Consider the following 23173-nt stretch of genomic DNA (forward strand, 5'->3'; position numbering starts at 1 on the left):
TCCCCGTCCTTCCGCCCGTCCGCGCGCGGGTGCCCGCTCCCGTGAACGGCCCCGGGCCGGCCGCGTCGCGCGGCCGGCCCGGGGACCCATGCGGGGGAGAGGAGGAGTCACGTGGGGGGCGGCGGTTCCCGGCGCTGCTCGGGGTCGCGGCCCAGCTGGTCCTTGAGCCGCTCCTGCGCGGTGTCGACCTGGCCGCTGTACTGGCCCTGCGTCCGCTTGTCGACGTAGTCACCGGCCTTGTCGACGCCCTTGCCGACGTGGCCCTCGTGCCCCTTCAGCATGTTCTTGAGCTTGTCCATCATGGACATGGGTCGTCCTCTCGCCGAGTGACCCCCTGCCGTCCAGTCTCCCCGCCCCGCCCCCCGCCCGCATCCGGGAACGGACCCCCGCGACTCAGGCCCGTCCGGCCGTCTCGCGCCGGGAACCCAGCCACTCCTCGTGAGCGCGGCCCACCCGCTCCCACAGGGCCGCCCGATCGGCCGCGTCCAGGTCGCCCAGGTCACGGCGGAAGGCGCCCTCCAGCAGCCCGAACCACTCCTCCGGGGTGTCCACGACACGCTCCTGCGCGCCCGCGGCGCCGATCCGCAGGAGCACCCGGCCGCGCAGCACGTGCACGGTGTCCGGGTCGCGGCGCAGCGCCGTGAACGTCGTCATGAACGGCGAGTCCGTGGCCGTCGACAGCCGCCGGTGCTCGTCGGCGAAGTCCTCCGGCGAGGCCGCCTCCCCCCGGAACTCCATCACGGGGAACGTGCTGCGCGCGTCGTGGTGGAACGTCCACCCGCCCGGCTCGGCCACCGAGGGTTCCATCCGGTACGTGAACGGGCCCCGCCGGTACGTCCCGGCGCGCAGCGGCAGCGGCTCGTGCGGCCCGTCGCCCAGGCCGACGTCCACGAACCACCCCTCACCGCCCACCCGCACCGTCAGCGCCATGTGGTCGCCGGTCGCGCCCCGCCCCGCCGGGTCCTGGTGGACCCCGCCGACGTGCCGGGCCACGTCGTACCCGAGGGCCTCCAGCAGCGCGGCGAAACCGCCGTTCAGGTGGAAGCAGTAGCCGCCCTGCCCGGCCGCGAACCGGCGCACCGACTGCTCCGCCTCCATCCCGGGCGGCCGGCCGAGCTGGATGCCGACGTTCTCGTACGGGATCCGCTCCAGGTGGGCCCGCTGCAACGCGAACAGCTCCTCCACGGACGGGCTCCCGGAGGGAACGACACCGAGACGCTCCAGGTACCTCGCGAAACCTTCTGGGATCATGGTGCTCGACCATAATCCGCCGGGCGGCCGGGGTGGTCGGCGGGGTGGGAGGGGGCGGGCGCCGCTCAGTCGGCCGACGCCGTCCAGCCGTCCGCCTCGATCAGTGCCGCGTCCGACGGCCGCGCCTCGTCGAACAGGGTCCGCCCGCCGTCCAGGACGCGCAGCCCGTCCACGTACACGCCGCGCCCCACGTAGCGCGTGTCCGTCGCGTACCGCCAGCGCAGCCGTACGGGACCGGCGCCCGACCACGCCGACAGGTCGGCCTCCAACCGGTGCCAGACCCGCCCCGACCAGCCCGTCACCGACCCGCCCGGGTGCCCCGCCGGCTCCCCGCCCGGCCGTACGGTGACGAACGGCACCGGCCGCCACCCCGCCGCCCCGCCCCCGGCCGGCTCCGTCGACGCCTCCAGGACGAGCGTGTCCGCGCCCGGCTCGGTGTCCCACCACAGCGCGCACCGCAGCCGCGCCCGCGCCGTCACGGGCCGTACGGCCGGCAGGGTCAGCGTCGCCGCCGCGGCCGACGCCGTCCCGGCGAACCAGGCGGTGCGGCCGTGCGCCGGGCGCACCGGCACCGCCCGGGCCAGGCGGTCGGCGGCGGCGACCCGCGGCGCCGACCCCGAGCGCCAGCTCCGCACCGGGTGCACCGAGTTGCCCAGCAGCACCAGGAACGAGTCGGTCGTCGGGTCCAGCACCAGGCTCGTCCCGGTGAACCCGGTGTGCCCGGCCGTGCGCGGCGTGGCCATCGCGCCCATGTACCAGTGCTGGTACAGCTCGAAGCCCAGCCCGTGCTCGTCGCCGGGGAACGCGGCGTTGAAGTCCGTGAACATCAGCTCCACCGACTCCGGACGCAGGATCTGCGCGGAGCCGTAGGCGCCGCCGTTCAGCAGCGTACGGGCGAGGACCGCCAGGTCCCAGGCGCGGGAGAAGACCCCCGCGTGCCCGGCGACCCCGCCGAACCCGTACGCGTTCTCGTCGTGCACCTCGCCCCACACCATGCCCCGGTCGATCCCCGACCACGGCCGGCGCGCGTCCTCCGTCGCGGCGATCCCCGGCCGCCAGGAGGCGGGCGGGTTGAACCGGGTGCGCCGCATCCCGAGCGGACCCGTGATCCGCTCGCGCAGCAGCACGTCCAGCGACCGCCCGGTGACCTCCTCCAGCAGCAACTGCAACGCGATCAGGTTCAGGTCGGAGTACCGGTACACCGTGCCGGGCGGGTCCAGGGGCCGCTCCTCCCACAGCAGCCGCAGCTTCCCCTCCCGCGTCGGCTCCAGGTACAGCGGCAGCCAGGCGCGCAGCCCCGAGGTGTGCGTCAGCAGGTGACGCACCGTGATGCCGTCCTTCCCGCCGCCGCCGAAGTCCGGCAGGCGCTCGGCCACCCGGCCCTCCAGCTCCAGCGCGCCGCGCTCCAGCAGTTGCACCACCAGGATCGACGTGAACAGCTTCGTCAGCGACGCCAGGTCGAAGACGGTGTCCTCGCGCATCGGGATCCGCTGCTCCGGCGGCAGCTCCACGCCCCGCCCGGTCGTCTCGTCGTAGGCCGCGTAGCGCACCGCGTAGCCGATCGCCTGGTGCAGCGCCACGGTGGGGCCGCGCCCCGCGAGGAGCACCGCGCCGGCGTACCAGGGGTGCGCGGGGGAGGGGCCGAGGAACCGCTCGGCGTCGGCGACCAGCAGGTCGAGGTGGCGGGGCAGCAGACCGGCCCGCTCGGCCGTGCCGTGCCGCAGCACCGGCCCGGCCGCCCCCCGCGGGGCCCCGGTCGAAGCGTCCCGCGCGGCCCCGGAGCCCTCCCGGCCGGCCGCGGCGGCGCCCGGAAGCGGGCCGATCACCAGCGCACCCCCCAGTGCCAGCGCCCCGCCGCCGAACCCGCGGCGCCCGATCCCGCCCCCACCCGGCTCCCGCACCATGCCCGCCCTCCCCGCCCACGGCACCGCCGTCTGAAGGAAACCTTCGCCGTCGCGCACATCAGGTGAAACTTTCTTACCGCCGCATCCGCCCGTCAAGGAGGCGGACGGCGGAACCGAGACCCCGCCGGCCCCGTCGGCGTGCGGGCCGTCCGCGGCTCTGGCAGCGTGGCCGCATGGGTACGCAGACCGACGGGGACCGGGGCCGCGCCACCGGGCCGGAGCCCGGGGACGGGGCCGCCGCGCCGCGGCCGTGGCGCCAGAGCACCACCTGGGTCCCGCTCCTGGCGCTGGCCGTCCTCGCCCTCGGCTGGGGCCGTGACCTGCCCGGACCCGCCGTCGCCGTCGTCGGGCTCTGTCTGGTCGGGGCCGTCCTGTCCGCCGTCCACCACGCCGAGGTGGTCGCCCACCGGGTCGGCGAGCCCTTCGGGTCGCTCGTCCTCGCCGTCGCCGTGACCGTCATCGAGGTCGGCCTGATCGTCATGCTGATGGCCTCGGGCGGCGACAAGGCGGCCACGTACGCCCGTGACACCGTCTTCGCCGCCGTCATGATCACCTGCAACGGCATCGTCGGCCTGTCCCTGCTCGCGGCGACCCTCCGCGGCCGTCGCGTCGCCGTCTTCAACGCCGAGGGCTCCGGCGGCGCCCTCGCCACCGTCACCACCCTCGCCACGACGACCCTCGTGCTCCCCGCCTTCACCACCGGCGCCTCGGGCCCCGAGTTCACCGGGGCGCAGTTGACCTTCGCCGCCGTGGCCTCCCTCAGCCTGTACGGGCTCTTCGTCACCGTGCAGACCGTCCGCCACCGGGACTACTTCCTGCCCGTCACCACCGAGGGTCGGCCCCTCGACCCGACCGCGCACGCCCCGCCGCCCTCCCGCGCGGCCACCGGGTGGAGCCTCGGCCTGCTCATGGTGGCCCTCGTCGCCGTCGTCGGCCTGGCCAAGCTCGCCTCGCCGACGATCGAGTCCGGCGTGGCGTCCGCCGGCCTGCCCACGGCGGTCGTCGGCGTCGTCATTGCCCTCATGGTGCTGCTGCCGGAGACCCTGGCCGCGCTACGGGCCGCGCGCGGCGGGCGCGTCCAGACCAGCCTCAACCTGGCCTACGGCTCCGCGATCGCCAGCATCGGGCTGACCGTGCCGGCGATCGCGCTCGTCTCCGTGTGGCTGTCCGGGCCCCTGGTCCTGGGACTGGGCGACGTCCACCTGGTGCTGCTGGCGCTCACCGCCGTGGTGAGCGCCCTGACCGTGGTGCCCGGACGCGCCACACTCCTGCAGAGCGGCGTCCACCTGCTGCTGTTCGCCGCCTTCCTGTTCCTCTCGTTCAGCCCCTGAGGGCCGCCCCCCCGGGGGGAGGCGGCCCCCGGGGTCACTGCGCCACGCGCACCACCCGCAGCGCCGGGTCGCGCAGGATGTCCCGCTCGCAGAACCGCGCGGTCACCCACCGCTCCTGCGAGTACAGCCGGGTCTGGTCGGCGTGGTGCGGCGAGCCCGGGTCGGAGGACTGGGAGTACGACAGCAGCGTCCGCGCGACCGGGCACCGGCTGTCGTCCCAGCCGACCGCCTGGACGTGGCTCGTGCCGTGCCGCACCTCCGTGTAGCCGCCGCCCGCCGCGTCCCACACGGGGACCGTCATGTTCCACACGCCCGTGTTCGTGCCGCCGTGCACGGGGATGCGCTGCCCGCCCCGCACCACGAACTGGTGCTCGCCCAGTGGGGCGTCGAGCGGGATGCCGGCGGCGCGCAGCTCGTCGACCGCCCCGCGCAGCGCCGTGGCGAAGCCGGGCGCACCGGTGTTCAGGCCGCGCGGCGTGCCCACCGGGTCGGCCGCGGAGAACGGCACCTTCCACCGCTCGGCGTTCGTCGTCTCCCGCTGGAGCCGGATCCAGAACCGGTCGAACAGCAGCGCGCCCCGGCTCGCGGTGTCCATCCGGCGGTCCCACCGCGCGAGCGCCCCGCACGCCTCCGGGTCGCCCGGGAGCGCCGCCGGGCACGCCCGCACCACGTCGTCGGCGGTCAGGTCGGCGGCGGGCACCCGGTTGGCGAACTGCTGCCGCTGGAGGTCGGCCACGGTCAGCCCGCCCCGGTCGGCCATCGCCGCCACGTCCTCGATGGCGCCGCGCGTCCGCAGCGACCGCTCCGTCCCCACGTCGCCGAAGACCCGCTCGTACCGGGTCAGGGGCCGGTCGGCGTTGGACAGCCAGGCACTGTCGTTGGAGTTCTCCGCGTACGGGGCGTCCTGGAGCAGCGGCCAGCGCGCCGGTCCCATGATGCCGGGCTGCACCGCGTCCGGGTCCCGGCCCAGCACGCAGTCGCCGCGCGACCCGTCGAGCACGGCGACGCCCGTCGCCGGGTACAGGGTGCGGCCCAGCGGCGTCGAGCACCGCCCGGCCAGCTCGTCCGTGATCCTCGGCACGACCTGCGCCTGCGCGAGGAGCGTGCCGCCGTTCCGGTCGGAGGCCACCGTGTTCACCCACGGCAGGCCCTGCGTGCGGCGCAGCGCCGCCGCCATGTCCCGCGTGGAGCGGGCCTTGGCGAGGCCGAGCGAGGTGTCCGCCATGCGGAGGTTCCCCGTGTTGGGGTCGTGCAGCGCGTACGCGGTCGTCGCCGTCCACGGCAGCGGGTCGCCGCCGAAGGAGGTGACGACCGGCCCGTACCGCGTCCACCACTGCGTACGGGTCACCGGCTCGCCGCCCGCGACGGGCACGGTCACGGTCCGCCGCACCATCCGCTCGGCCTCGCCGTCCACCAGGTACGCGGTGGGGTCGGCCGGGTCGAGGGTCAACTGGTGCAGGTTCATGGTCCGGCCGGTGGCGACGGTGTGGCTCCACGCCACCTTGTCGGTGAAGCCGACCTGCACGAGCGGCGCGCCCAGCAGCGAGGCGCCCTGCACGTTCAGCTCGCCGGGGATCGTCTGTTGCGACTGCCAGAACCGGCGGCCGCCGTGCCACGGGTAGTGCGGGTTGCCGAGCAGCAGGCCCCGGCCGTTCGCGGTGGTGGTGCCGGCGAACGCCACGGCGTTGGAGCCCATCGTCGCGTTCCGCTCGTCGAACAGCTCCCGCGCCGCCCCGGCCACCCGGCCCGGGTCGGCGCCGGGGCCGGGGGCCGCGCCGGAGGCGGGCGGCCGGGCGGCCGTGATGGCGTCCACGAAGGCGCCCTCGCCGCCGAGGACCGCGAGCGCGTACGCCCGCCGGGCCACGTCGAGGCCGCTGACCGGGTGGACCCACGCCTTGCCGGCGCACGCCGGGTCCGTCACCCTGTTCTGCTTCAGCCAGGCGTTGTACCCGGCCGCCCAACCCCGCATCAGCTCCTTCTGCGCACGGCTGGGCCCGGCGGGCGCCGGCCGGGCGAGCAGCCGCTCCACGGTGCGCGCGTCGCGCACCCCGGCGAAGTACAGGTCGCTGGAGAGGTTCGTGCGGGCCGACGACAGCGACCCGTCCGTCGTGGCGTCCGGGCCGAAGTGTCGCGACCGCTCGCCCCGTACGGTCACGAACCCGTCGGCGAGCACGCACACCTGGTCGGCGGCCTGCGCCCAGCCGGTGCCGAAGCCCAGGGAGGCGTAGTCCTTCGCCAGGATGTGCGGGATGCCGTACTCGGTGTAGCGGATGGTCGCCGACAGACCGCCCGCCGAGGGGCGGTGGTCGCCCGCCGCGGGCGGCGGGGCCGCGGTGGCCGGCAGCGTGGCGGCGGCCGTGGCGAACACGGCCGCGGCGACCGGTAACAGGCGTCTCAGACTGGTGCGGAACAGCAACGCGTCTCCCAACTGGGGTGTGTGCCAGGTCGGTTGTCCCATGCACTCACCCCCGGGGGCGCACTGTCATCCTCCTTGGGGCGGATCCGTGATCATCCTCCGGACCCCTCGGACCCCCGGCGGCCCGGAGATTCCCTCAGGGTCGCCGGAGGTCGACGATCCGCTTGATCTTCCCCACCGACCGCTCCAGCGTCCCCGGGTCCACCACCTCCACCGCGACCGTCACCCCGACACTGTCCTTGACGGCCGCCCGTACCTCCACCGCCGCCTCGACCCGCCGCCGCGGCGCCGTGTCCGCGCGCGCCTCGACCCGCACGGTCAGCGCGTCCAGCCGCCCTTCGCGGGTCAGCCGCAGCTGGAAGTGGGGGGCCAGCCCCGGTGTGCGCAGCAGGACCTCCTCGATCTGCGTCGGGAAGAGGTTCACCCCCCGCAGGATCACCATGTCGTCGCTGCGGCCCGTCACCTTCTCCATCCGCCGGAACGCCCGCGCCGTCCCCGGCAGCAGCCGCGACAGGTCCCGCGTCCGGTACCGCACCACCGGCACGGCCTCCTTGGTGAGCGAGGTGAACACCAGCTCCCCCCGCTCCCCGTCCGGCAGCACCTCGCCCGTCACCGGGTCGACGACCTCCGGGTAGAAGTGGTCCTCCCAGACGTGCAGCCCGTCCTTCGTCTCCACGCACTCCTGCGCCACACCGGGCCCGATCACCTCCGACAGCCCGTATATGTCGACCGCGTCGATCGCGAACCGCTCCTCGATCTCCCGCCGCATCTCCTCCGTCCACGGCTCCGCGCCGAAGATCCCCACCTTCAGCGACGTCGAGCGCGGGTCGACGCCCTGCCGTTCGAACTCGTCCAGCAGCGTCAGCATGTACGAGGGCGTGATCATGATCACTTCCGGCCGGAAGTCGAGGATCAGCCGCACCTGGCGCGCCGTCATCCCCCCGGAGGCCGGGACCACCGTGCAGCCCAGCCGCTCCGCCCCGCCGTGCGCCCCGAGCCCGCCCGTGAACAGCCCGTACCCGTAGGCCACGTGCACCATCTGCCCCGGCCGGCCCCCGGCCGCGCGGATCGACCGGGCCACCACGTCCGCCCACGTGTCGAGGTCCCGCTCGGTGTAGCCGACCACCGTGGGCCGACCCGTCGTGCCGCTCGACGCGTGGATGCGCCGCACCCGCGACCGGTCCACCGCGAACATCCCGAAGGGGTACTCCTCCCGCAGGTCCGCCTTGGTGGTGAAGGGGAACCGGCCCAGGTCCGCCAGTGACCGGCAGTCCTCCGGCCGCACCCCCGCCGCGTCGAACGACTGCCGGTAGAAGGGCACGTTGTCGTACGCGTGCCGCAGCGTCGACCGCAGCCGCTCCAGTTGCAGCGCCGCCAGCTCCTCCCGACCCAGCCGCTCCCCGGCGTCCCACAGGTCCTCCGTCATGCACCGTCCTCCGCCCGTCCCGCACCGACCCGTCACGCGGCGACCGACCATTCGGTCGAACCGCCCCCGACCAGTTACCCCGCGGAGCCCCTCCTCGGCAAGCCCCCCGACGAACCCGGCCCGCCCCGGCTCGCCCCGCCCGGACCGGTCACCCCTGCTGCCCGGCTCGCCCCGCCCGCCTAACTCACCCCGCCCGGCCCGCCCCGGTCGCCCCTGCTGCCCGGCTCGCCCCGCCCGCCCTGCCCTCTGTCGCCCAACCTCCCCGCCCGCCCCGGTCGCCCGCCCTGCGTCGCCCCGCCACCGCCGGGGGAGCCGCCATCGCCGGGGGACCCGCTCCCCGCCGGGGCGCCGTCCAGCCGGTGGACCGGGGCGGCGCCCTCCCACCGACCGGGCAGGCGGGAAGGGGCCGCGGACTTGCGCGTGAACTTCCCCGGTCCCGCGGTCGGCTTCCGCGGTCCGCGCCCGCCGAGGGGCGCGGACCGCCCCGGCCACCGCCGAGGGGCGCGTCCCACCCGGCGCCCGCCGCGGCGGGCCCGGTCTCACCCGGCCGGGTTACCGTTGCGGCCATGGCCGCGCACGCCCCCTCGACCCGACTCGCCCTCGCCCTCGCCGTCACCGTCCGCCACGACGGCGGGGGCGGCGTCGCCGACGACCTGACCACCCCCGAGGCCCTCACCGCCTGGGTGCGGAACCACGCGGCCGACCTGCCCGCCGCGGTGCCCGGCCCCGCCGCGGACGCCGCGGCCCTCGCCGCCGTGCGCGAGGTCCGCGCGGCGGTCCGCGCCCTGTTCGCCCGCGCGGTGCCCGGCGAACCGAGCCGGGCCGACGCCGACCGCCTCATGCCCGTGCCGGACGCCCTCGACGTCCTCAACGCCGCCGCGGCCGCCGCCCCCGTCGTACCGCGGCTGACGTGGCGGCCCGACGGGGAGCCGGCCGCCCGGCACGTCCCCGCCGCGGCCCTTGCCGGCACCGACCCCGGGCGGGTCCTGGCGGCCGTCCTCGCCCACGCCGCCATCGCCTTCCTCGCCGGCCCGGACCGGCCCCTGCTGCGCGCCTGCCACGCCCCGCGCTGCGTCCGCTACTTCCTGAAGGGCCACCCCCGCCAGGAGTGGTGCACCCCCTCCTGCGGCAACCGGGCCCGCGTCGCCCGCCACCACACCCGCCACCACCCCTGACCCGCCGCCCGGCCCGCCCCGATCGGCCCCCGCCCGCCCCATCCCGATCGGCCCGCGCCCGCCCCGTCCCGACCGGCCCCCGGCCCCCGTCCGCGGCATCGCCCGAACCGGTGAACCGCCCGGCCCGGCACGCCTTCCGGGCCCGCGCCGCACCCCGCCGCCGACCCCGCCCCACCCGCCGTGCGACGCCCCCGGCCCCGTACCATGGGCCCATGTCCTTCCTCCGCCGCCGCAGCCCCGCCACACCCGCGGGCCCGGACTTCGACGTCCTGGCCATGGACCCGGGCGACTGGCCCGGTAATCTCGGCGCCGGCCTGCTCCCCGCCCCCGACGGCACGTGCCAGGGCGTCTTCCTCCGCTACGACCTCTTCGGCGGCCGCGGCCCCGCGATGATCATCGGCAACCTGCCGGAGGGCTCCCCGGCCCGGGAGCTCGCCGAGGGGCAGGTCCCCTTCGAGGTGGCCCAGCTCCTCGCGGCGCTGGACATGGACGAGCACGTCGAGGTCGCCGAGACCGAGGACGTCCCGGTCATGCAGGGCGACAACCTCCTCATCGTGCGCCGCCTGAAGCTCACGGAGAGCCGGATCTCCTGCGTCCAGTTCGACCGCAGCGACAACGTCCTGGTGACCATCGCCAGCTGGGACCGGCCCATCACCGACGACCTGTACGCCCTCCTCAAGCCGCTCCCCGCGGAACTCTTCCAGCAGGGCTGACCCCGAGGACCGCCATGACAGCGACGGACGAGGCGAACCCGAACGCGACGGCACGCGTCGACAGCTGGATCTGGGCCGTACGCCTCACCAAGACCCGCTCCCAGGCCGCCACGGCCTGCCGCGCCGGACACGTCCGCGTCAACGGCGACCGCGCCAAGCCCGCCCAGGCCGTCAAGCCGGGCGACGAGGTGCGCGTCTTCCACGCCGGCCGCGAACGCGTCGTCGAGGTGAAGCGGGTCCTCACCAAGCGCGTCGGCGCCCCCGTCGCGGCCGAGGCGTACACGGACAAGACCCCGCCCCCGCCGCCCCGCGAGCACGTCGCCCTCGCCGGCGTCCGCGACCGGGGCGCGGGCCGCCCCACCAAGCGCGAGCGCCGCGAACTGGACCAGCTCCGCGGCGCCCGCCGCCCGTAGGCGACCGCCGCTAGGAGGCGAGCAGCGCCGCCACGCGGGCCGCCGAGGTCCCCGGACCCGTCGGCCCGCCCAGCGCGGGCACGCCCGCCGCCGGGGCCCCGGCCCGGTCCCGGAGCAGGACCTCCTCCTGGTACCGCTCGCAGTCGCGGTGCCAGGTGTGGATGCCGGCCATCCAGTTCTCCAGCTGCCGCACGTACCCGTCCAGCACGGCGCGGGTCTCCCGGTCGAGCCCCAGGTCGTCGTAGAGCACGGGGAGTTCCTCCGCGGCGACGTGCTGGAACTGCCGCATCCGGGAGTTCATCAGGTCCCCGGTGATCGCCACGGCCGTCGGATGGTCCACGTCGAAGAAGTTCTGCGTGACGAGCACGCAGTTGTGCACCTCGCCCTCGAACTCGATCTCCTTCTGGTACGAGTAGAGGTCGTTCAGCAGCGTCGCGTAGTCGATCGCCGCGTTCTCCAGCGATCGCACCGGCCCGCTGCGGTAGACCTCCGGCGGGACGCGGTTGCCGTGCCCGATCCGGCACAGGGCGATCGTCATGTCGGAGCCGAACGTGGCCCGTCGCATCTCGATGTAGTCCACGGGTTCCGGGATCCGGTTCTGCGCCTGGTTCACCAGCTCCCACAGCCAACTGTCGACCATGACCTCCACGGCCCGCCGGAACGCCGCGCGGTCCCGGTCGTTCATGGGTCCCGCCGTCCGCGGCCACAGGTCCGCCAGACCGCGTTCCAGCGCGTTCACCGGGGCGGGCATCGAGGCGGGGGAGCCGTCCAGCGGCATGAACGACCTGAGCCGGTCGTTCTGGGCCCGCGCCCCCGCCAGGTCCCGCGTCCTGCCGTACACGACCGGGTACAGGTCGTCGCCGTACGTGCCCCAGGCCAGCCAGTGCGACGCCAGGTCCAGGTCGTCGGCGCTCGCCTCCGGGTGCAGCCCCGCCGCGCACAGCGGCAGGTCGTACCCGGCGAGCTTCCGCTCGTTCCAGACGCCGGACCCCGGCCGGCCGGGCTGCTCGTCCAGCAACCCCATCTCCCGGCTCCACGCGACGCACCGCTCCCTGGCGCCCTCCAGGTGCACGTTGTGCCGGACCCGGAACGGCATCTCGATGTGCGGCAGCACCGACGGCCCGACCCGCTGGAACGGCACGTGCGAGAAGCCGCGCCACCGCGCCGCCCCCGCGCGCGGCGTCAGCCGGACCGACGCGGCCGCCATCCCGAACGCGCCACCGCCCGGAGCGGCGTTCACCGCGCCCTCGTTCATGTACCGGCTGGAGCGCAGGTGCCACTCGTGGCCGCCCGACTGCCAGTCCTGGAGCCCCTTCGCGTACGCCAGGACCGCCGCGGTCTCCCGCGCGTCCAGGCCCCGCTCCGCGCACATCGGCGCCACCTCGGTCAGCGCCGTGTGCTCGAACTGCTGGAGCCGGGAGGTCAGCAGGTCGTTGACGGCGTCCGCGGCCTCCTGCGTCGAACAGCCCAGGAACCGCTCCAGGACCAGCACGCCGTTGCTGTTCTCGCCCTCGTCCTCCACCTCGCGCTGGTACGAGAACAGGTCGTTGCGCAGGTGCACCGCGTCGGAGAAGGCGTCCCGCAGCACCCGCAACGGCCGCGCGTCGGCCACCGACTCCGGCACCTCCGCGCCCGCCGCGTACTCCACGAGCCCCGCCGACCAGGGCGCGCCGCCCACCTTGCGGCGCATCTCGATGTACTCCAGCGGGTTCGCGACGCGCCCCTCGTTGATGTTGGACAGCTCCCACAGGGACTCGTTCAGCAGGTTCTCGGTCGCCACCGCGAACCGCGCCCGCCAGGCCGGCGACATCGCGGGCACCGTCCGCGCCCACAGGTCCGCGAGGCCCGCCTCGACCGGGTTCTCCGGCTCCGGCCGCGGCGCCGACGGGTCCGCCGGCATGAACGCCGGCAGCCGGTCCAGGTGGGCCTTGCCGCCCTCCCGGTCCTGTGTGCGCTTGAAGACCTCCAGGAAGTGGTCGTCGAAGAAGAAGACCCACACGTACCAGTCCGTGACGAGGGACAGGGCGTCGGCGTCGCAGTCCGGGTGGGTGTACGCGCACAGCAGCGCGTAGTCGTGGGAGTCGAGGTCGCGCTCCTCCCAGATCCCCGATCCCTCCAGCATCCCCATGCGCCGGGCCCACGCCCTCGTGTGGACGCGCGCCGCGTCCACGTGCGGATTGAGCCGTGCGGGATACGGCACGTAGAACTCGGGGAGTGCGAACGGTTGTGCCATGCGTGTCCCATGCCTTTCGGTGGGCGTGACGATCCGCGCGGGCCCTGCCCGTGCCCCGGCGGGCACGCGTGGACCGCGCACTGGTCATATGAACGCCGAACGGGGCGTGCGGGTCACGGGCGCCCCGCGGGCAGGGCGGCCCGGCTCCACGGCCCGGCACGCGACGGCGCGCCGTGCCCCGGTGCGGACACCGGACGCACGGCGCGCCATCCCCCCGTCGTACGGTCAGCGCGTGCCGACCGCCGCGCGCACGGCCCGCCGTGCCAGCGCGCAGTCGTCGTGCAGCCGCCGCAACAGCAGCCGCTGCTCCTCCCCGGGCGAGACCGCGCCGGGCTGGACGGGGACCGAGCCCGCGGGCGGCGCCTCCCTCATCGTGCGCTGCACCGCCGTCTCGTACGTCCGGATCTCCCGCGTCAGGACGAGCATCAGGTTCACCAGGAACGCGTCGCGCGCCGCGGGCCCACCGGCCTGCGCGTGCTGGCTGATCCGCCGCCGCGCGACGGGCGCGTCCCCCAGCACGGTCCACAGCGTCGCCAGGTCGTAGCCGGGCAGGTACCAGCCGGCGTGCTCCCAGTCGACCAGGACCGGCCCGGCCGGCGAGAGCAGCATGTTCGACAGCAGGGCGTCGCCGTGGCAGAACTGCCCCATGCCGTGCCGGCCGCCGGCGTGCGCCAGCCCGTGCAGCAGCTTCTGCAGGTCGTCGCGGTCCCGGTCGGTGAACAGCCCCAGCTCGTGGTAGCGGGCGATCCGCGACGCGTAGTCCAGGGGCGCGTCGAACGTCCCGGCCGGCGGGCGCCACCTGTTCAGCTGCGTGACCGCCCCGAGGACGGCCTTGACGTCCGCCCGCGGCGGCGCCTCCGCCACGTGGCGGCTCAGCGCCGCGGCCCGGCCCGGCATCCGCTCGACGACCAGCGTCCCGTCGTCCGGGTCCGCCGCGATCAGCCGCGGCACCCGCACGGGGGGGCGGTGCCGGACGAACGCGCGGTAGGCGGCGATCTCGTGCCGGAACCGCTCGACCCACACGGGGGAGTGGTCCAGTAAACACTTCGCGACGGCGGTGGCCCGCCCCGTCGTGCCGACGAGGAGCACCGAGCGCCCGCTGCGCCGCATCACCTGCACGGGGTTGAACTCGGGGCAGATGCGCTGCACCGAGGCGACCGCCTTCCGCAGCTGGGCGCCCTGGGGCCCCGACAGGTCGATCCTCCCGCTGAGCGGACCGGTCACCGCCCCCGCCCAGCGCCTGTTCCGGCCCACCTGGGCCGGACCCGGGTACGGGCCGCTGCCGGCCGGTACCGTACGGGGCCGGGGCGGGGCGGACACGGAGGACGATGCTGTGTACATGGGGGAGGCAGATCCCTTCGTGTGCCGACGACTGCGTACGCTGCCCCGTCCCGTCTCCGGTCCGACACCCTGGGGAATGAGGGCCGTCGCCGGGACGGGGTGGCGCGTTCCTACCTGACACCCCGCCACGGGTGGCTAACCACCTTGCGCACCCTGGCGAACCCTGGCGAATAGTCGCCACCCCCATGGCGGAGGGCTACTGTCAACTCAGCCGAGAACCTGGGGGCTTGACGTGACAGGACGACCCAACACCCGCCTCTGTGACCTGTTCGGCCTCGCCGGCTGGTCGAAGGGCGAGCTCGCGCGGCTGGTCAACCGGCAGGCGGCGGCCATGGGCCACCCCCAGCTGGCCACGGACACCTCGCGGGTCCGGCGCTGGATCGACATGGGGGAGACCCCGCGCGATCCCGTGCCGAGGGTGCTGGCGGCCCTGTTCACCGAGCGACTCGGCCGTGTCGTGACCATCGAGGACCTCGGGTTCGTACGGCACGGGCGCACCGGGAGACGGCGGGACGTCAAGCACACCGACAATCCCGACGGGCTGCCGTGGGCACCCGAACGCACGGCCACGGTCCTCACCGAATTCACGGGAATGGACCTCATGCTCAACCGACGCGGCTTGGTGGGCGCGGGCGCCGTGCTCACCGCGGGCTCCGCCATCACCAGCGCCATGCACGACTGGTTCCGTACCGACACCGGGAAACCCGGTACCCACGGCCACTTTGCCGCCCGCCACGCGGACCCGGCGGGGCTGGACCGCTACGAGGCCGCCCCCATCGGGCTGCAGGAGGTCGAGGAGCTGGAGGCCTCCGTCGAGGTGTTCCGCGCCTGGGACGCCGCCAAGGGCGGCGGCCTCCAGCGCAAGGCCGTCGTCGGCCAGCTCAACGAGGTGGGCGGAATGCTCGCCTACCGCCACCCCGACCCCATCCAGCGGCGCCTGTGGGGCGTCGCGGCCAACCTCGCCGTCCTCGCCGGCTGGATGTCCCACGATGTGGGCCTGGAGCCCACGGCGCAGAAGTACTTCATCATCGCCGCGCACGCGGCCCGCGAGGGCGGCGACCGGCCCCGCGCCGGCGAGGCCCTGTCCCGCTGCGCCCGCCAGATGGTCCACCTCGGTCGGCCCGCCGAGGCGCTGGACCTGATCCAGCTCGCCAAGTTCGGCTCCGGCGACGAGATGCTGCCGCGCACCCGGGCGATGCTCCACACGATCGAGGCGTGGGCGCACGCCTCCATGGGCCGCGGCCAGGCGATGCGCCGCACCCTGGGCGAGGCGGAGGAGCTGTTCGTCTCCGACAAGGGGGACGGCCCGCTGCCGGTGTGGATGCAGACCTTCAAGTCCGAGGACCTGTACGGCATGCAGGCCCTCGCCTACCGGACGCTCGCCGAGCACGAGCCGTCCGCCGCCAAGCAGGCGCAGCACTTCGCCCAGAAGGCCCTGGAGCTGCGGATCGACGGCCGCGAGCGCTCCAAGATCTTCGATCACCTGTCCATGGCCTCGGCCTGCTTCATCGCCGACGACCCGGAGCAGGCGGACCGGTACGCCCGGCTCGCGCTGGCCGCGATGGGCGGCAACTCGTCCCAGCGGACCTGGGACCGGTTGCGGGACATGTACGAGCTCACCGGCCGGTACGCCGACCACTCCGCGATCAGGGGCCTGCGGGAGCGGATCGAGCACGCGCTGCCGAAGGACCAGGCGAAGAAGCTGGGCATCAAGGGGATCTGACCGGGGCGGGCCGAACGAAGCCCCGCCTCACACACACCACCGCGCACCGACAGACCACGCGGTCCGTTCCGACACGCGGTTCGCCCCGATACACCGTCCGTTCCGACACGCCGTCCACCCCGACACGCTGTCCGTTCCGACACGCCGTCCGCCTCCCGGCACGTGCCCGGGGAGGGGCCCTCCTACGACGGGCCGCCCACCCTGACCGCCACGACACAGGCGTCGTCGACGCGTCCCGTGCCGCCGAACTCCTCGACCACCATCCGCACACAGTCCTGCGCGTCACGCGCACGGGCGAACCCCGGCGCGAGGGCCAGCAGCCGCTCCGTGCCCGGCGCGTCCGCGCCGAGCCCGGCCTCGCCCCTGGTCAGCCCGTCCGTGTGGAGCAGCAGCAGATCACCGGGGCGCAGCCGGACCTCGGCCTGCTCGTAGGCGGCCCCCGACGCGGTCGCGCCCAGCAGGACGCCCTCCGGCCGGTCCAGTGCGTACCCCGTCCCGTCGCGGAACAGCAGCGGGGCGGGGTGTCCCGCCTGCGCCCAGTGCAGCGTCCGCGTCACCGGGTCGTAGCGGCAGCACAGGGTGCTGCCGAGGGCGGGCTGCGCGGCGGTCTCCAACAGCTGGTTGAGGTGGCCCAGCAGCGCCCCCGGCCGGATGCCGGCCACGGCGAGGCCGCGCAGGGCACCGAGCAGCATCGCCATCGACGACGTGGCGGACACGCCGTGGCCCGTGAGGTCACCGACCGTGAGCAGCGCGTTCCCGTCGGGCAGCTCCAGCACGTCGTACCAGTCGCCGCCGATCCGGCTGCTGCTGCAGGACGGCAGGTAGTGCCCGGCGACGTCCAGCGCGGCGGGACCGCTCCCGGCGAGCCGCAGCGGCCCGCGCCAGGACGGCAGGACCGCCTCCTGGAGCTCCACCGCGAGCCGGTGCTCGGTCTGCTCCCGCTCGTGCTGCCGGCGCAGCGACTCGCGGGACTCGCGGACGGCGCGCTCGCTGCGGCGCAGTTCGCTGACGTCCCGGAACACCGCCCACATGGACGCCGTGCGGCCCTCGCCGTCGAGGACCGGTTCGCCCGCCATGTGCAGGGTGCGCACGCGGCCGTCGGCCCGTACGACCCGGAACTCCCCGTCGATCGGCTTGCCGTCGACGAGACAGCCCGTCACCAGTTGGGTGAGGAGCGGCTGGTCCTCCACGAACACCAGGGACGGCAGCTCGTCCAGGGACATCGGCCCGGCCCCGGGGGAGCGGCCGACGATCCGGTACAGCTCCTCGGACCAGCTCACCTCGTCCGTCAGCAGGTTCCACTCGGCGCTGCCGACACGGGTGAGCAGGCAGCCGGTCGCCTCCTCGCCGTACGGGCGGCCGTCCCGCTCGCCCGGCCCGGAGTCCTCGTCCGCGGACCCCTCCCGCCGCGCGGCCCGCTCCGGGACGCCCTCCTTGAGCTGCCCGAGCTGCGCGCCCAGGTCGTCGAGCTGGTGCACGGCCAGGTCGCACAGGGCGCGTTGCCAGCGGGCCCGCGGGTCGGTCTCGTCGGACGCGGCGTCCCGGCGTACGGCGTCCACCTCTCCGCGCAACCGGCGGGTCTGCGAGATGAGGGCGTCCACCGGGCCGCGCTCCGGCGGCTGCTGGCTGGGACGGTCCGCGAACAGAGGGGACGGCATGGGGATCTCCGATACAGGCGCGCGGCCATGGCTTGAAAAGCAAGGACCACCCACGACTGTGACACAGGGGCGCAAGGGCCGTAAGCCGTTTGGCAACACTCGGATCGGCCATGTCGCCGGCATATGCCAAAGGCCGGAAGGGTTCCGGCCAAGGTGGCCGGAACCCTTGGGAAGCGTGTGCGAACGCGATTTTCCCGAGGTCCCGGTGAGGTCCCGGTCCCGCCGCGCCGCCGGGCCGCCCCGCACGTCGCGGCCCGGTGTCACCCGGAAGGATCACCACGCCCCGCCCCTGCGCGGAGGTGAACCGGCGCGAACCGGGTACCCGGAACGCACCGGGGGCGCATCCGCGCGCCGCCCGGTGGAGGCAGGGTCCCACGGACCGGACGACCGACGGAGGGAAGCACCCGTGACCGCACAGCCAGGCAAGAGGGTCGTCGTCACCGGGGCCACCGGGAACGTCGGCACCAGCGTCGTCACCGCCCTCGCCGACGACCCGCGCGTCGGCTCCGTCCTCGGCGTGGCGCGCCGCCGCCCCGGCTGGTCCCCGCCCCGTACCGAATGGGCGGAGGCGGACGTGGAGAAGGACGGCGACCGCGAGCTGACCGCCCTCTTCGAGGGCGCCGACGCCGTGGTCCACCTGGCCTGGGCGTTCCAGCCGACCCACGATCCGCTCGCCACCTGGCGCACCAACGTTCTGGGCGGCATGCGCGTCTTCCGCGCGGTCGCCGCGGCCCGCGTCCCCGCCCTGGTGTACGCCTCGTCGGTCGGCGCGTACTCGCCGGGGCCGAAGGACCGGCCCGTCGACGAGTCCTGGCCCACCCACGGCTGGCCGGAGGCCGCGTACTGCCGCGAGAAGGCGTACCTCGAGCGCGTCCTGGACGGTTTCGAACCCCGCAACCCCGACGTCCGCGTCGTCCGGATGCGCACGGCCTTCCTCTTCAAGGAGGCGTCCGCGAGCGAGCAGCTGCGCATCTTCGCCGGGAACCTCGTCCCCGGCCGGCTCGCCGACCCGCGCTTCGTGCCCGCCGTGCCCGACATCGAAGGACTCGTCTTCCAGGTGCTGCACACCGACGACGCCGCGGACGGCTACCGCCGCGCGGTCCTCGACGACGGCGCCCGCGGCGCGTACAACCTGGCGGCCGACCCGCCGCTGGGGCCCGACGACCTCGCCGCGCTCCTCGACGCCAAGGTCGTCCGCCTGCCGCGCCGGGCCGCCCGCGCCGCGCTCGCCGCGGCCTGGACGCTCCGCCTGGTGCCGTCCTCGCCGCAGCTGTTCGACGCGTTCCTGCGGCTGCCGCTGATGGACTGCTCCCGCGCCCGGGACGAGCTGGGGTGGAGCCCCCGGCACACGGCGAGGGAAGCCGTCGAGGCGCTCCTGCGGGGACTGCGGGAGGGCGCCGGCATGGACACGGCCCCGCTGCACCCCCGCAAGGCGGGCTGACCGCGCGGCGGGGGCGCACGCGCTCCGGGCGGACGGGCCCCGCCGGCCCCGGTTCCCGCCGGTCTCGGCCGGGGTGCCCGTGGCCGCCGGGGAAGGTCAGTCGGGCGGCTCCATGGCGGGCGCGTCCACGTCCGCCGCCCCGGTGGCGTCCCCGGCGGAGTCGGCGTCCCCCGAGTCCGTCAGGGTGAACAGTCCGCCGTCCGGGTCGCGCAGTGTCGCCTGGGCCCCCGGCTCGTGGCTGATCACCGTCCCGCCGTGCCGCAGCGCGGCCGTCATCCGCTCCTCCACGTCCGGCACCGGGAAGTGCACCTGCCAGCGCGGCCGGATCGCCGGGTCCGGGGCCTCCTCCAGCGCGCCCGACGACAGTCGTGCCACCGCCCGCCCGGCGCTGCGCAGAACGACCTCGTCGCCCTCGTACTCCACGTCGCAGTGGCCCGGCCGCCCGCACGCCCAGTCCAGGACCTCCCCGTAGAAGATCGCCGCCTCGAACGCGTCCCGCGTGTGCAGCCGCACCCACGCCGGCGCCGCCGACCGCCCCGCCCCCCACCCGGTGGGCACCTCGCCCTCCCAGATGCCGAACACCGCGCCGTCCCGGTCCGCCGCCAGCGCCCCGCGCCCCAGGGCGAACGCGACCGGCCCGACCGCCACCGTGCCGCTGCGCTCCCGGATGCGCCCCGCCGTCACGTCCGCGTTCCGCACGGCGAAGTACGGCGTCCAGGCCACGGCCACGTGGAACGCCGACGCCAGCGCGCCCACTCCGGCGATCAACCTGCCGCCGGACAGCGCGACGCTGAACTCCTCCCCGAGCCGGGCGGGCCGGAACTCCCACCCCATGACGGCCCCGTAGAAGTCGTGTGCGGCCCGCAGGTCGCGGGTCATCAGACTGACCCAGCACGGCGCCCCGTAGACCGTGCTGCTCGTTGCCGCCGCCCCCGAAGCCGTGGCAGCCGTCGGTTCTCTGGTCATGTGCCAACCATCCCGGTGTCGCCTCGCGCGTCGTCCGACCGCTGTCCCATCCTGTCACTTTTTATCCGATAGACGCTCTTTTCTCCGCTTTTGTCGCAGCGGGTCGCCCCGCGGAGTGCCGGGCCCCGGCGGAACGGCGGCGCGGAAAAACTCCTCTACGGTGTCGGATCAGTGTTTTCCCCCGAAAGGCAGTGGTGAGAATGGCCGTCGGCGCGCCCCGCGTCACCGACCCCGACGACGAGGACACGGGGCGGGGCGACGGCCCGCGCCCCGCCCGGCGGCCCGCCGTCACGGCGGGTGTCCTCGCCCTCGCGGCCCTGCCGCTCGCCCTGCTGGTGGCCGCCTCCGGCCTGGGCCGGTACGTCCGCCCCTCGGCGGACGAGTGGTGCTTCCTGCCGCTGGTCCGCGACCACGGCGTCGCCGGGATCGTCGAGCAGTTCTACGCGACCGACAACGGCCGCCTCGCCAACGGCCTCCTCGTCGGCCTCTACGCGAAGTTCCCGGTCGCCGGACACCAGTGGTACGCCCCGATCAGCGCGGTGGCCGTGCTCGGCCTGCTCTGGGCCCTCACCGCCCTGCTGCTGCGCCGCACCGGGCTGCGGGCACCGCGCGGCACGGCGCTCCTGGCCGCCGCCATGACGAGCGCCGTGTTCCTGCTCGCCACCCCGAACACGTACAAGACCTTCTACTGGCCCGCCGCCTCGGTCTCCCACACCCTCGCCCCCGTCCTGGCCGCCGGCGCCGCCCTGCCGCTGCTCGCGGCCCGCGGCCGGCGCGGCCGGGCCGCCGCCCTCGCCACCGTCCTCCTGGCCGGGGTCTTCATGGGCACGCTCTCCGAGGAGGCGTCGGTCGTCGCCCTGGTCGTGCTCGGCGCCGCCGTCGTCCTCGCGCCGCAGGTCCTCGCCGCACGCGTGCGCCGCGCCGTCCGCGTCTGGGCGCTCACGGGCGCGGCGGGCGTCGCCGTCGGCACGCTCCTGCTGGTCACGTCCCCCGGCTCGCGCAACCGCCGCGAGCGCTACGACGCCGAGACCGTCTCCATGCTCGCCCCGGACTCCCTCCTCACCTCCCTCGAGCTGTTCGTCCGCATCCTGGAGGACATCCTCACGACCTGGCAGTACGCGGGCGCCGTCGCCGCCGGTGTCCTGCTGGGCCTCCTGGCCCGCCGCCGCCCGGACGCCGGGCCCGCCGTCCTCCTGCCGTACCGCCCGCTGCGGCTGCTGTCCCTCGGCGCGCTGGTGTTCCTCGCCTCCGGCTACCTGTGCACCGTCATCACGTACCCGGTCTTCGGCACGCGGGTCCTCACCACGGAGCGCACCTGGAACGACTACCTGCTGCTGTACGTCCTGCTGCTCGTCGCCGCCGGCGCGTTCCTCGGCCGGGCGGTGCGCCGCGCCGGGCGGCCCGCCACCGTCCGGTACGCCGTCGCCGCGGGCTGCGCCGCCGTGTGCGCCCTGACCGTCGCCGGCCTCGCCGCCCCGCTGTACCAGCTCGGCGGCGACATGCGGGCCCGCGCCGAGCGCTGGGACCGCCAGGACCGGTTCCTGCGCGAGCGGGCCGCGAGCGGCGCCCGGACCGCCCCGTACACGCCGAACACGGTCAGCCGCATGCTGGAGCCGTTCGGCGGGGGCGGCAGGCACCAGTGGCCGGCGCGCTGCGTCGCCGACTACTACCACCTGGACCGCGTCACCGACGGGCGGCGCGCCCCGTAGGGTGCCCACCCGCCCCCGCCCGGGTCAGGGCCGGCCCGCCCGGGCGGGGGCGCGGTCGGCCGCGGGGCTCCCGGACGCGTCCCGCTCGGTCTCCCGCACCACGTAGTGGGGGCGCCGCTTCGACTCGTGGTAGATCCTCCCCACGTACTCGCCGATCACCCCGAGCGTCGCCAGCTGCACGCCGCTCAACCCGACGACCGCCGTGATCAGCGTCGCGTACCCCGGCGTGTCGACGCCGTTCAGCAGCGCGTTCGCCACGATCCACAGCGCGTAGGCGAACGCCGAGAGGAACAGCCACAGGCCGGTGTGCACGGCCAGCCGCAGCGGGCGGCTGTTGAACGACAGGAGCCCGTCGACGCCGTAGTTCAGCAGCCGCCTGCCACCCCACTTCGACGCGCCCGCGGCCCGCTCCACGTTCTCGTAGCGGAAGCTGACCGTGTCGAAGCCGATCCACGAGAACAGGCCCTTGGAGAACCGGTTGCTCTCCGGCAGCGACAGGACCGCCTCCACGGCGCGCCGCGACAGCAGCCTGAAGTCGCCGGCCCCGTCGGCGATCTCCACTTCCATGAACCGCCGCACCAGCCGGTAGTAGGCGCGGCTGAACGCCTTGCGGACCGCGCCCTCGCCGGCCCGGTCCCGCTGCGCCACCACCTGGTCGTAGCCGTGCAGGCGCAGCTCCAGCATCCGGGGGAGCAGCTCCGGCGGGTGCTGGAGGTCGGCGTCCATCAGCACCACCGCCGCGCCCCGGGACATCCGCATCCCGGCGAGCATCGCCGACTCCTTGCCGAAGTTCCGGCTGAACGACGTGTACCGCACCCGCGCGTCGGTGCGGGCCAGCTCCCGCAGCCGCTCCACCGTCCCGTCGCGGCTGCCGTCGTCCACGTAGCAGATCTCGAAGGCGGCTCCCGTGGGTTCCAGCGCGGCCACGACCGCCGCGTGGAAGTCGCCGATCACCTCGCTCTCGTCGAAACAGGGAACGACGACCGAGACATCCACCATTGCTGACCCACTCCATGCACGCCGATGCGGGACGCCCCTCCGGTACCCGCCGCACACGGAAGATGCCGAGGGGACCGCCGAGGTTGCCTCCACCTCGCTACCAGCGCCGCACGGCCCCGGTCCGCCCGCCACCCGGGTCGCCCGGACGGGTGCCGGGCCCGGCGGCGGCGCCCGTACGAACGGCCCCGGCCCCCCACCCGGGGGACCGGGGCCGGGGGCCGGCGCTCGCGGTGTCCGCGCGGGCGGCCGACGGGACGTCACCCGTCGGCCCGCTGATGCTGCGCACGGTGGACCCGTTCGGCCTGGCACAGCGCGAGCAGGCGTTCGGGGAGACCAGGAGCGTGACCGTCGTCCCCGAGGTGTTCGCCCTCGCACCTCTCGCCGTGCGGATCGGTGCCGCCGGTGGAACCGCGCACACCTCGTCGACCCGGCTCGGACAGGGCAGCGACAACCTCTCGCCGCGGGGATACATCC

17 protein-coding genes and 1 pseudogene are annotated in these 23173 nt (G+C 75.3%); 8 read left to right on the forward strand and 10 right to left on the reverse strand.

Going from position 1 to position 23173, the window contains the following annotated elements; translation table 11 throughout:
• Positions 1-107: 107 nt before the first annotated feature.
• The 3 genes from RND61_RS15995 to RND61_RS16005 all read right to left on the reverse strand — a co-directional run bounded on the left by RND61_RS15995 (position 108) and on the right by RND61_RS16005 (position 3155).
• Positions 108-308, reverse strand: coding sequence for an antitoxin (locus RND61_RS15995; RefSeq protein ID WP_315878623.1), 201 nt, complete (start codon positions 306-308; stop codon positions 108-110).
• Between the two features lie 85 nt (positions 309-393).
• Positions 394-1251, reverse strand: a complete 858-nt coding sequence (locus tag RND61_RS16000) for an arylamine N-acetyltransferase family protein (RefSeq protein ID WP_315878624.1) — start codon at positions 1249-1251, stop codon at positions 394-396.
• 65 nt (positions 1252-1316) lie between these two features.
• Positions 1317-3155, reverse strand: coding sequence for a serine hydrolase (locus RND61_RS16005; RefSeq protein ID WP_315878625.1), 1839 nt, complete (start codon positions 3153-3155; stop codon positions 1317-1319).
• Positions 3156-3328: 173 nt separating this feature from the next.
• Here RND61_RS16005 and RND61_RS16010 point away from each other — a divergent pair, with 173 nt between their 5' ends.
• Positions 3329-4486, forward strand: a complete 1158-nt coding sequence (locus RND61_RS16010) for a calcium:proton antiporter (RefSeq protein WP_315878626.1) — start codon at positions 3329-3331, stop codon at positions 4484-4486.
• A 34-nt stretch (positions 4487-4520) separates the two neighbouring features.
• On the opposite strand, the gene RND61_RS16015 is transcribed toward RND61_RS16010, so the two are convergent.
• Both RND61_RS16015 and paaK read right to left on the reverse strand, forming a co-directional pair.
• A complete protein-coding gene (locus RND61_RS16015) occupies positions 4521-6944 on the reverse strand; it encodes a penicillin acylase family protein (RefSeq protein WP_315878627.1) in 2424 nt (807 codons plus the stop codon).
• A gap of 94 nt (positions 6945-7038) precedes the next feature.
• Positions 7039-8328: a phenylacetate--CoA ligase PaaK gene (gene paaK, locus RND61_RS16020; protein ID WP_315878628.1), complete on the reverse strand. Its 1290-nt coding sequence runs from the start codon at positions 8326-8328 to the stop codon at positions 7039-7041.
• A gap of 566 nt (positions 8329-8894) precedes the next feature.
• On the opposite strand from paaK, the gene RND61_RS16025 reads away from it, so the two are divergent.
• The 3 genes from RND61_RS16025 to RND61_RS16035 all read left to right on the forward strand — a co-directional run bounded on the left by RND61_RS16025 (position 8895) and on the right by RND61_RS16035 (position 10629).
• Positions 8895-9503: a CGNR zinc finger domain-containing protein gene (locus RND61_RS16025; RefSeq protein ID WP_315878629.1), complete on the forward strand. Its 609-nt coding sequence runs from the start codon at positions 8895-8897 to the stop codon at positions 9501-9503.
• Between the two features lie 212 nt (positions 9504-9715).
• Positions 9716-10216 carry a hypothetical protein gene (locus tag RND61_RS16030; RefSeq protein WP_315878630.1) on the forward strand — a complete coding sequence of 167 codons (501 nt, stop codon included), beginning with the start codon at positions 9716-9718 and terminating at the stop codon, positions 10214-10216.
• A 14-nt stretch (positions 10217-10230) separates the two neighbouring features.
• Complete coding sequence (locus RND61_RS16035; protein ID WP_315878631.1) at positions 10231-10629, forward strand: RNA-binding S4 domain-containing protein; 399 nt, start codon at positions 10231-10233, stop codon at positions 10627-10629.
• A gap of 10 nt (positions 10630-10639) precedes the next feature.
• On the opposite strand, the gene RND61_RS16040 is transcribed toward RND61_RS16035, so the two are convergent.
• Complete coding sequence (locus tag RND61_RS16040; protein WP_315878632.1) at positions 10640-12862, reverse strand: terpene synthase family protein; 2223 nt, start codon at positions 12860-12862, stop codon at positions 10640-10642.
• A gap of 225 nt (positions 12863-13087) precedes the next feature.
• Positions 13088-14203 carry an aminoglycoside phosphotransferase family protein gene (locus RND61_RS16045; protein WP_315878633.1) on the reverse strand — a complete coding sequence of 372 codons (1116 nt, stop codon included), beginning with the start codon at positions 14201-14203 and terminating at the stop codon, positions 13088-13090.
• A gap of 232 nt (positions 14204-14435) precedes the next feature.
• On the opposite strand from RND61_RS16045, the gene RND61_RS16050 reads away from it, so the two are divergent.
• Positions 14436-15926, forward strand: a complete 1491-nt coding sequence (locus RND61_RS16050) for a DNA-binding protein NsdB (protein ID WP_315878634.1) — start codon at positions 14436-14438, stop codon at positions 15924-15926.
• A gap of 182 nt (positions 15927-16108) precedes the next feature.
• Here the strand turns inward: RND61_RS16050 and RND61_RS16055 are convergent, their stop codons facing one another.
• On the reverse strand, positions 16109-17584 hold the full coding sequence (locus RND61_RS16055) for a PP2C family protein-serine/threonine phosphatase (RefSeq protein WP_315878635.1): 1476 nt from the start codon (positions 17582-17584) through the stop codon (positions 16109-16111).
• A 406-nt stretch (positions 17585-17990) separates the two neighbouring features.
• Between RND61_RS16055 and RND61_RS16060 the strand changes: the two genes are divergently transcribed.
• Positions 17991-19025, forward strand: a complete 1035-nt coding sequence (locus RND61_RS16060) for an NAD-dependent epimerase/dehydratase family protein (RefSeq protein WP_315878636.1) — start codon at positions 17991-17993, stop codon at positions 19023-19025.
• 96 nt (positions 19026-19121) lie between these two features.
• Here the strand turns inward: RND61_RS16060 and RND61_RS16065 are convergent, their stop codons facing one another.
• Positions 19122-19991 (reverse strand): VOC family protein, encoded by an 870-nt coding sequence (locus RND61_RS16065; protein WP_315878637.1) that lies wholly within the window; start codon positions 19989-19991, stop codon positions 19122-19124.
• Positions 19992-20191: 200 nt separating this feature from the next.
• Between RND61_RS16065 and RND61_RS16070 the strand changes: the two genes are divergently transcribed.
• Positions 20192-21700: a DUF6056 family protein gene (locus RND61_RS16070; protein ID WP_315878638.1), complete on the forward strand. Its 1509-nt coding sequence runs from the start codon at positions 20192-20194 to the stop codon at positions 21698-21700.
• Between the two features lie 24 nt (positions 21701-21724).
• Here the strand turns inward: RND61_RS16070 and RND61_RS16075 are convergent, their stop codons facing one another.
• Complete coding sequence (locus RND61_RS16075; RefSeq protein WP_315878639.1) at positions 21725-22699, reverse strand: glycosyltransferase family 2 protein; 975 nt, start codon at positions 22697-22699, stop codon at positions 21725-21727.
• A 287-nt stretch (positions 22700-22986) separates the two neighbouring features.
• Here RND61_RS16075 and RND61_RS16080 point away from each other — a divergent pair.
• Positions 22987-23173 (forward strand): annotated as a pseudogene (locus RND61_RS16080) (hypothetical protein); the annotation flags it as partial.

Origin of the sequence: Streptomyces tamarix, from assembly GCF_032423885.1 — a bacterium.
In the GTDB taxonomy this organism is placed as follows: Bacteria; Actinomycetota; Actinomycetes; order Streptomycetales; family Streptomycetaceae; genus Streptomyces; species Streptomyces tamarix.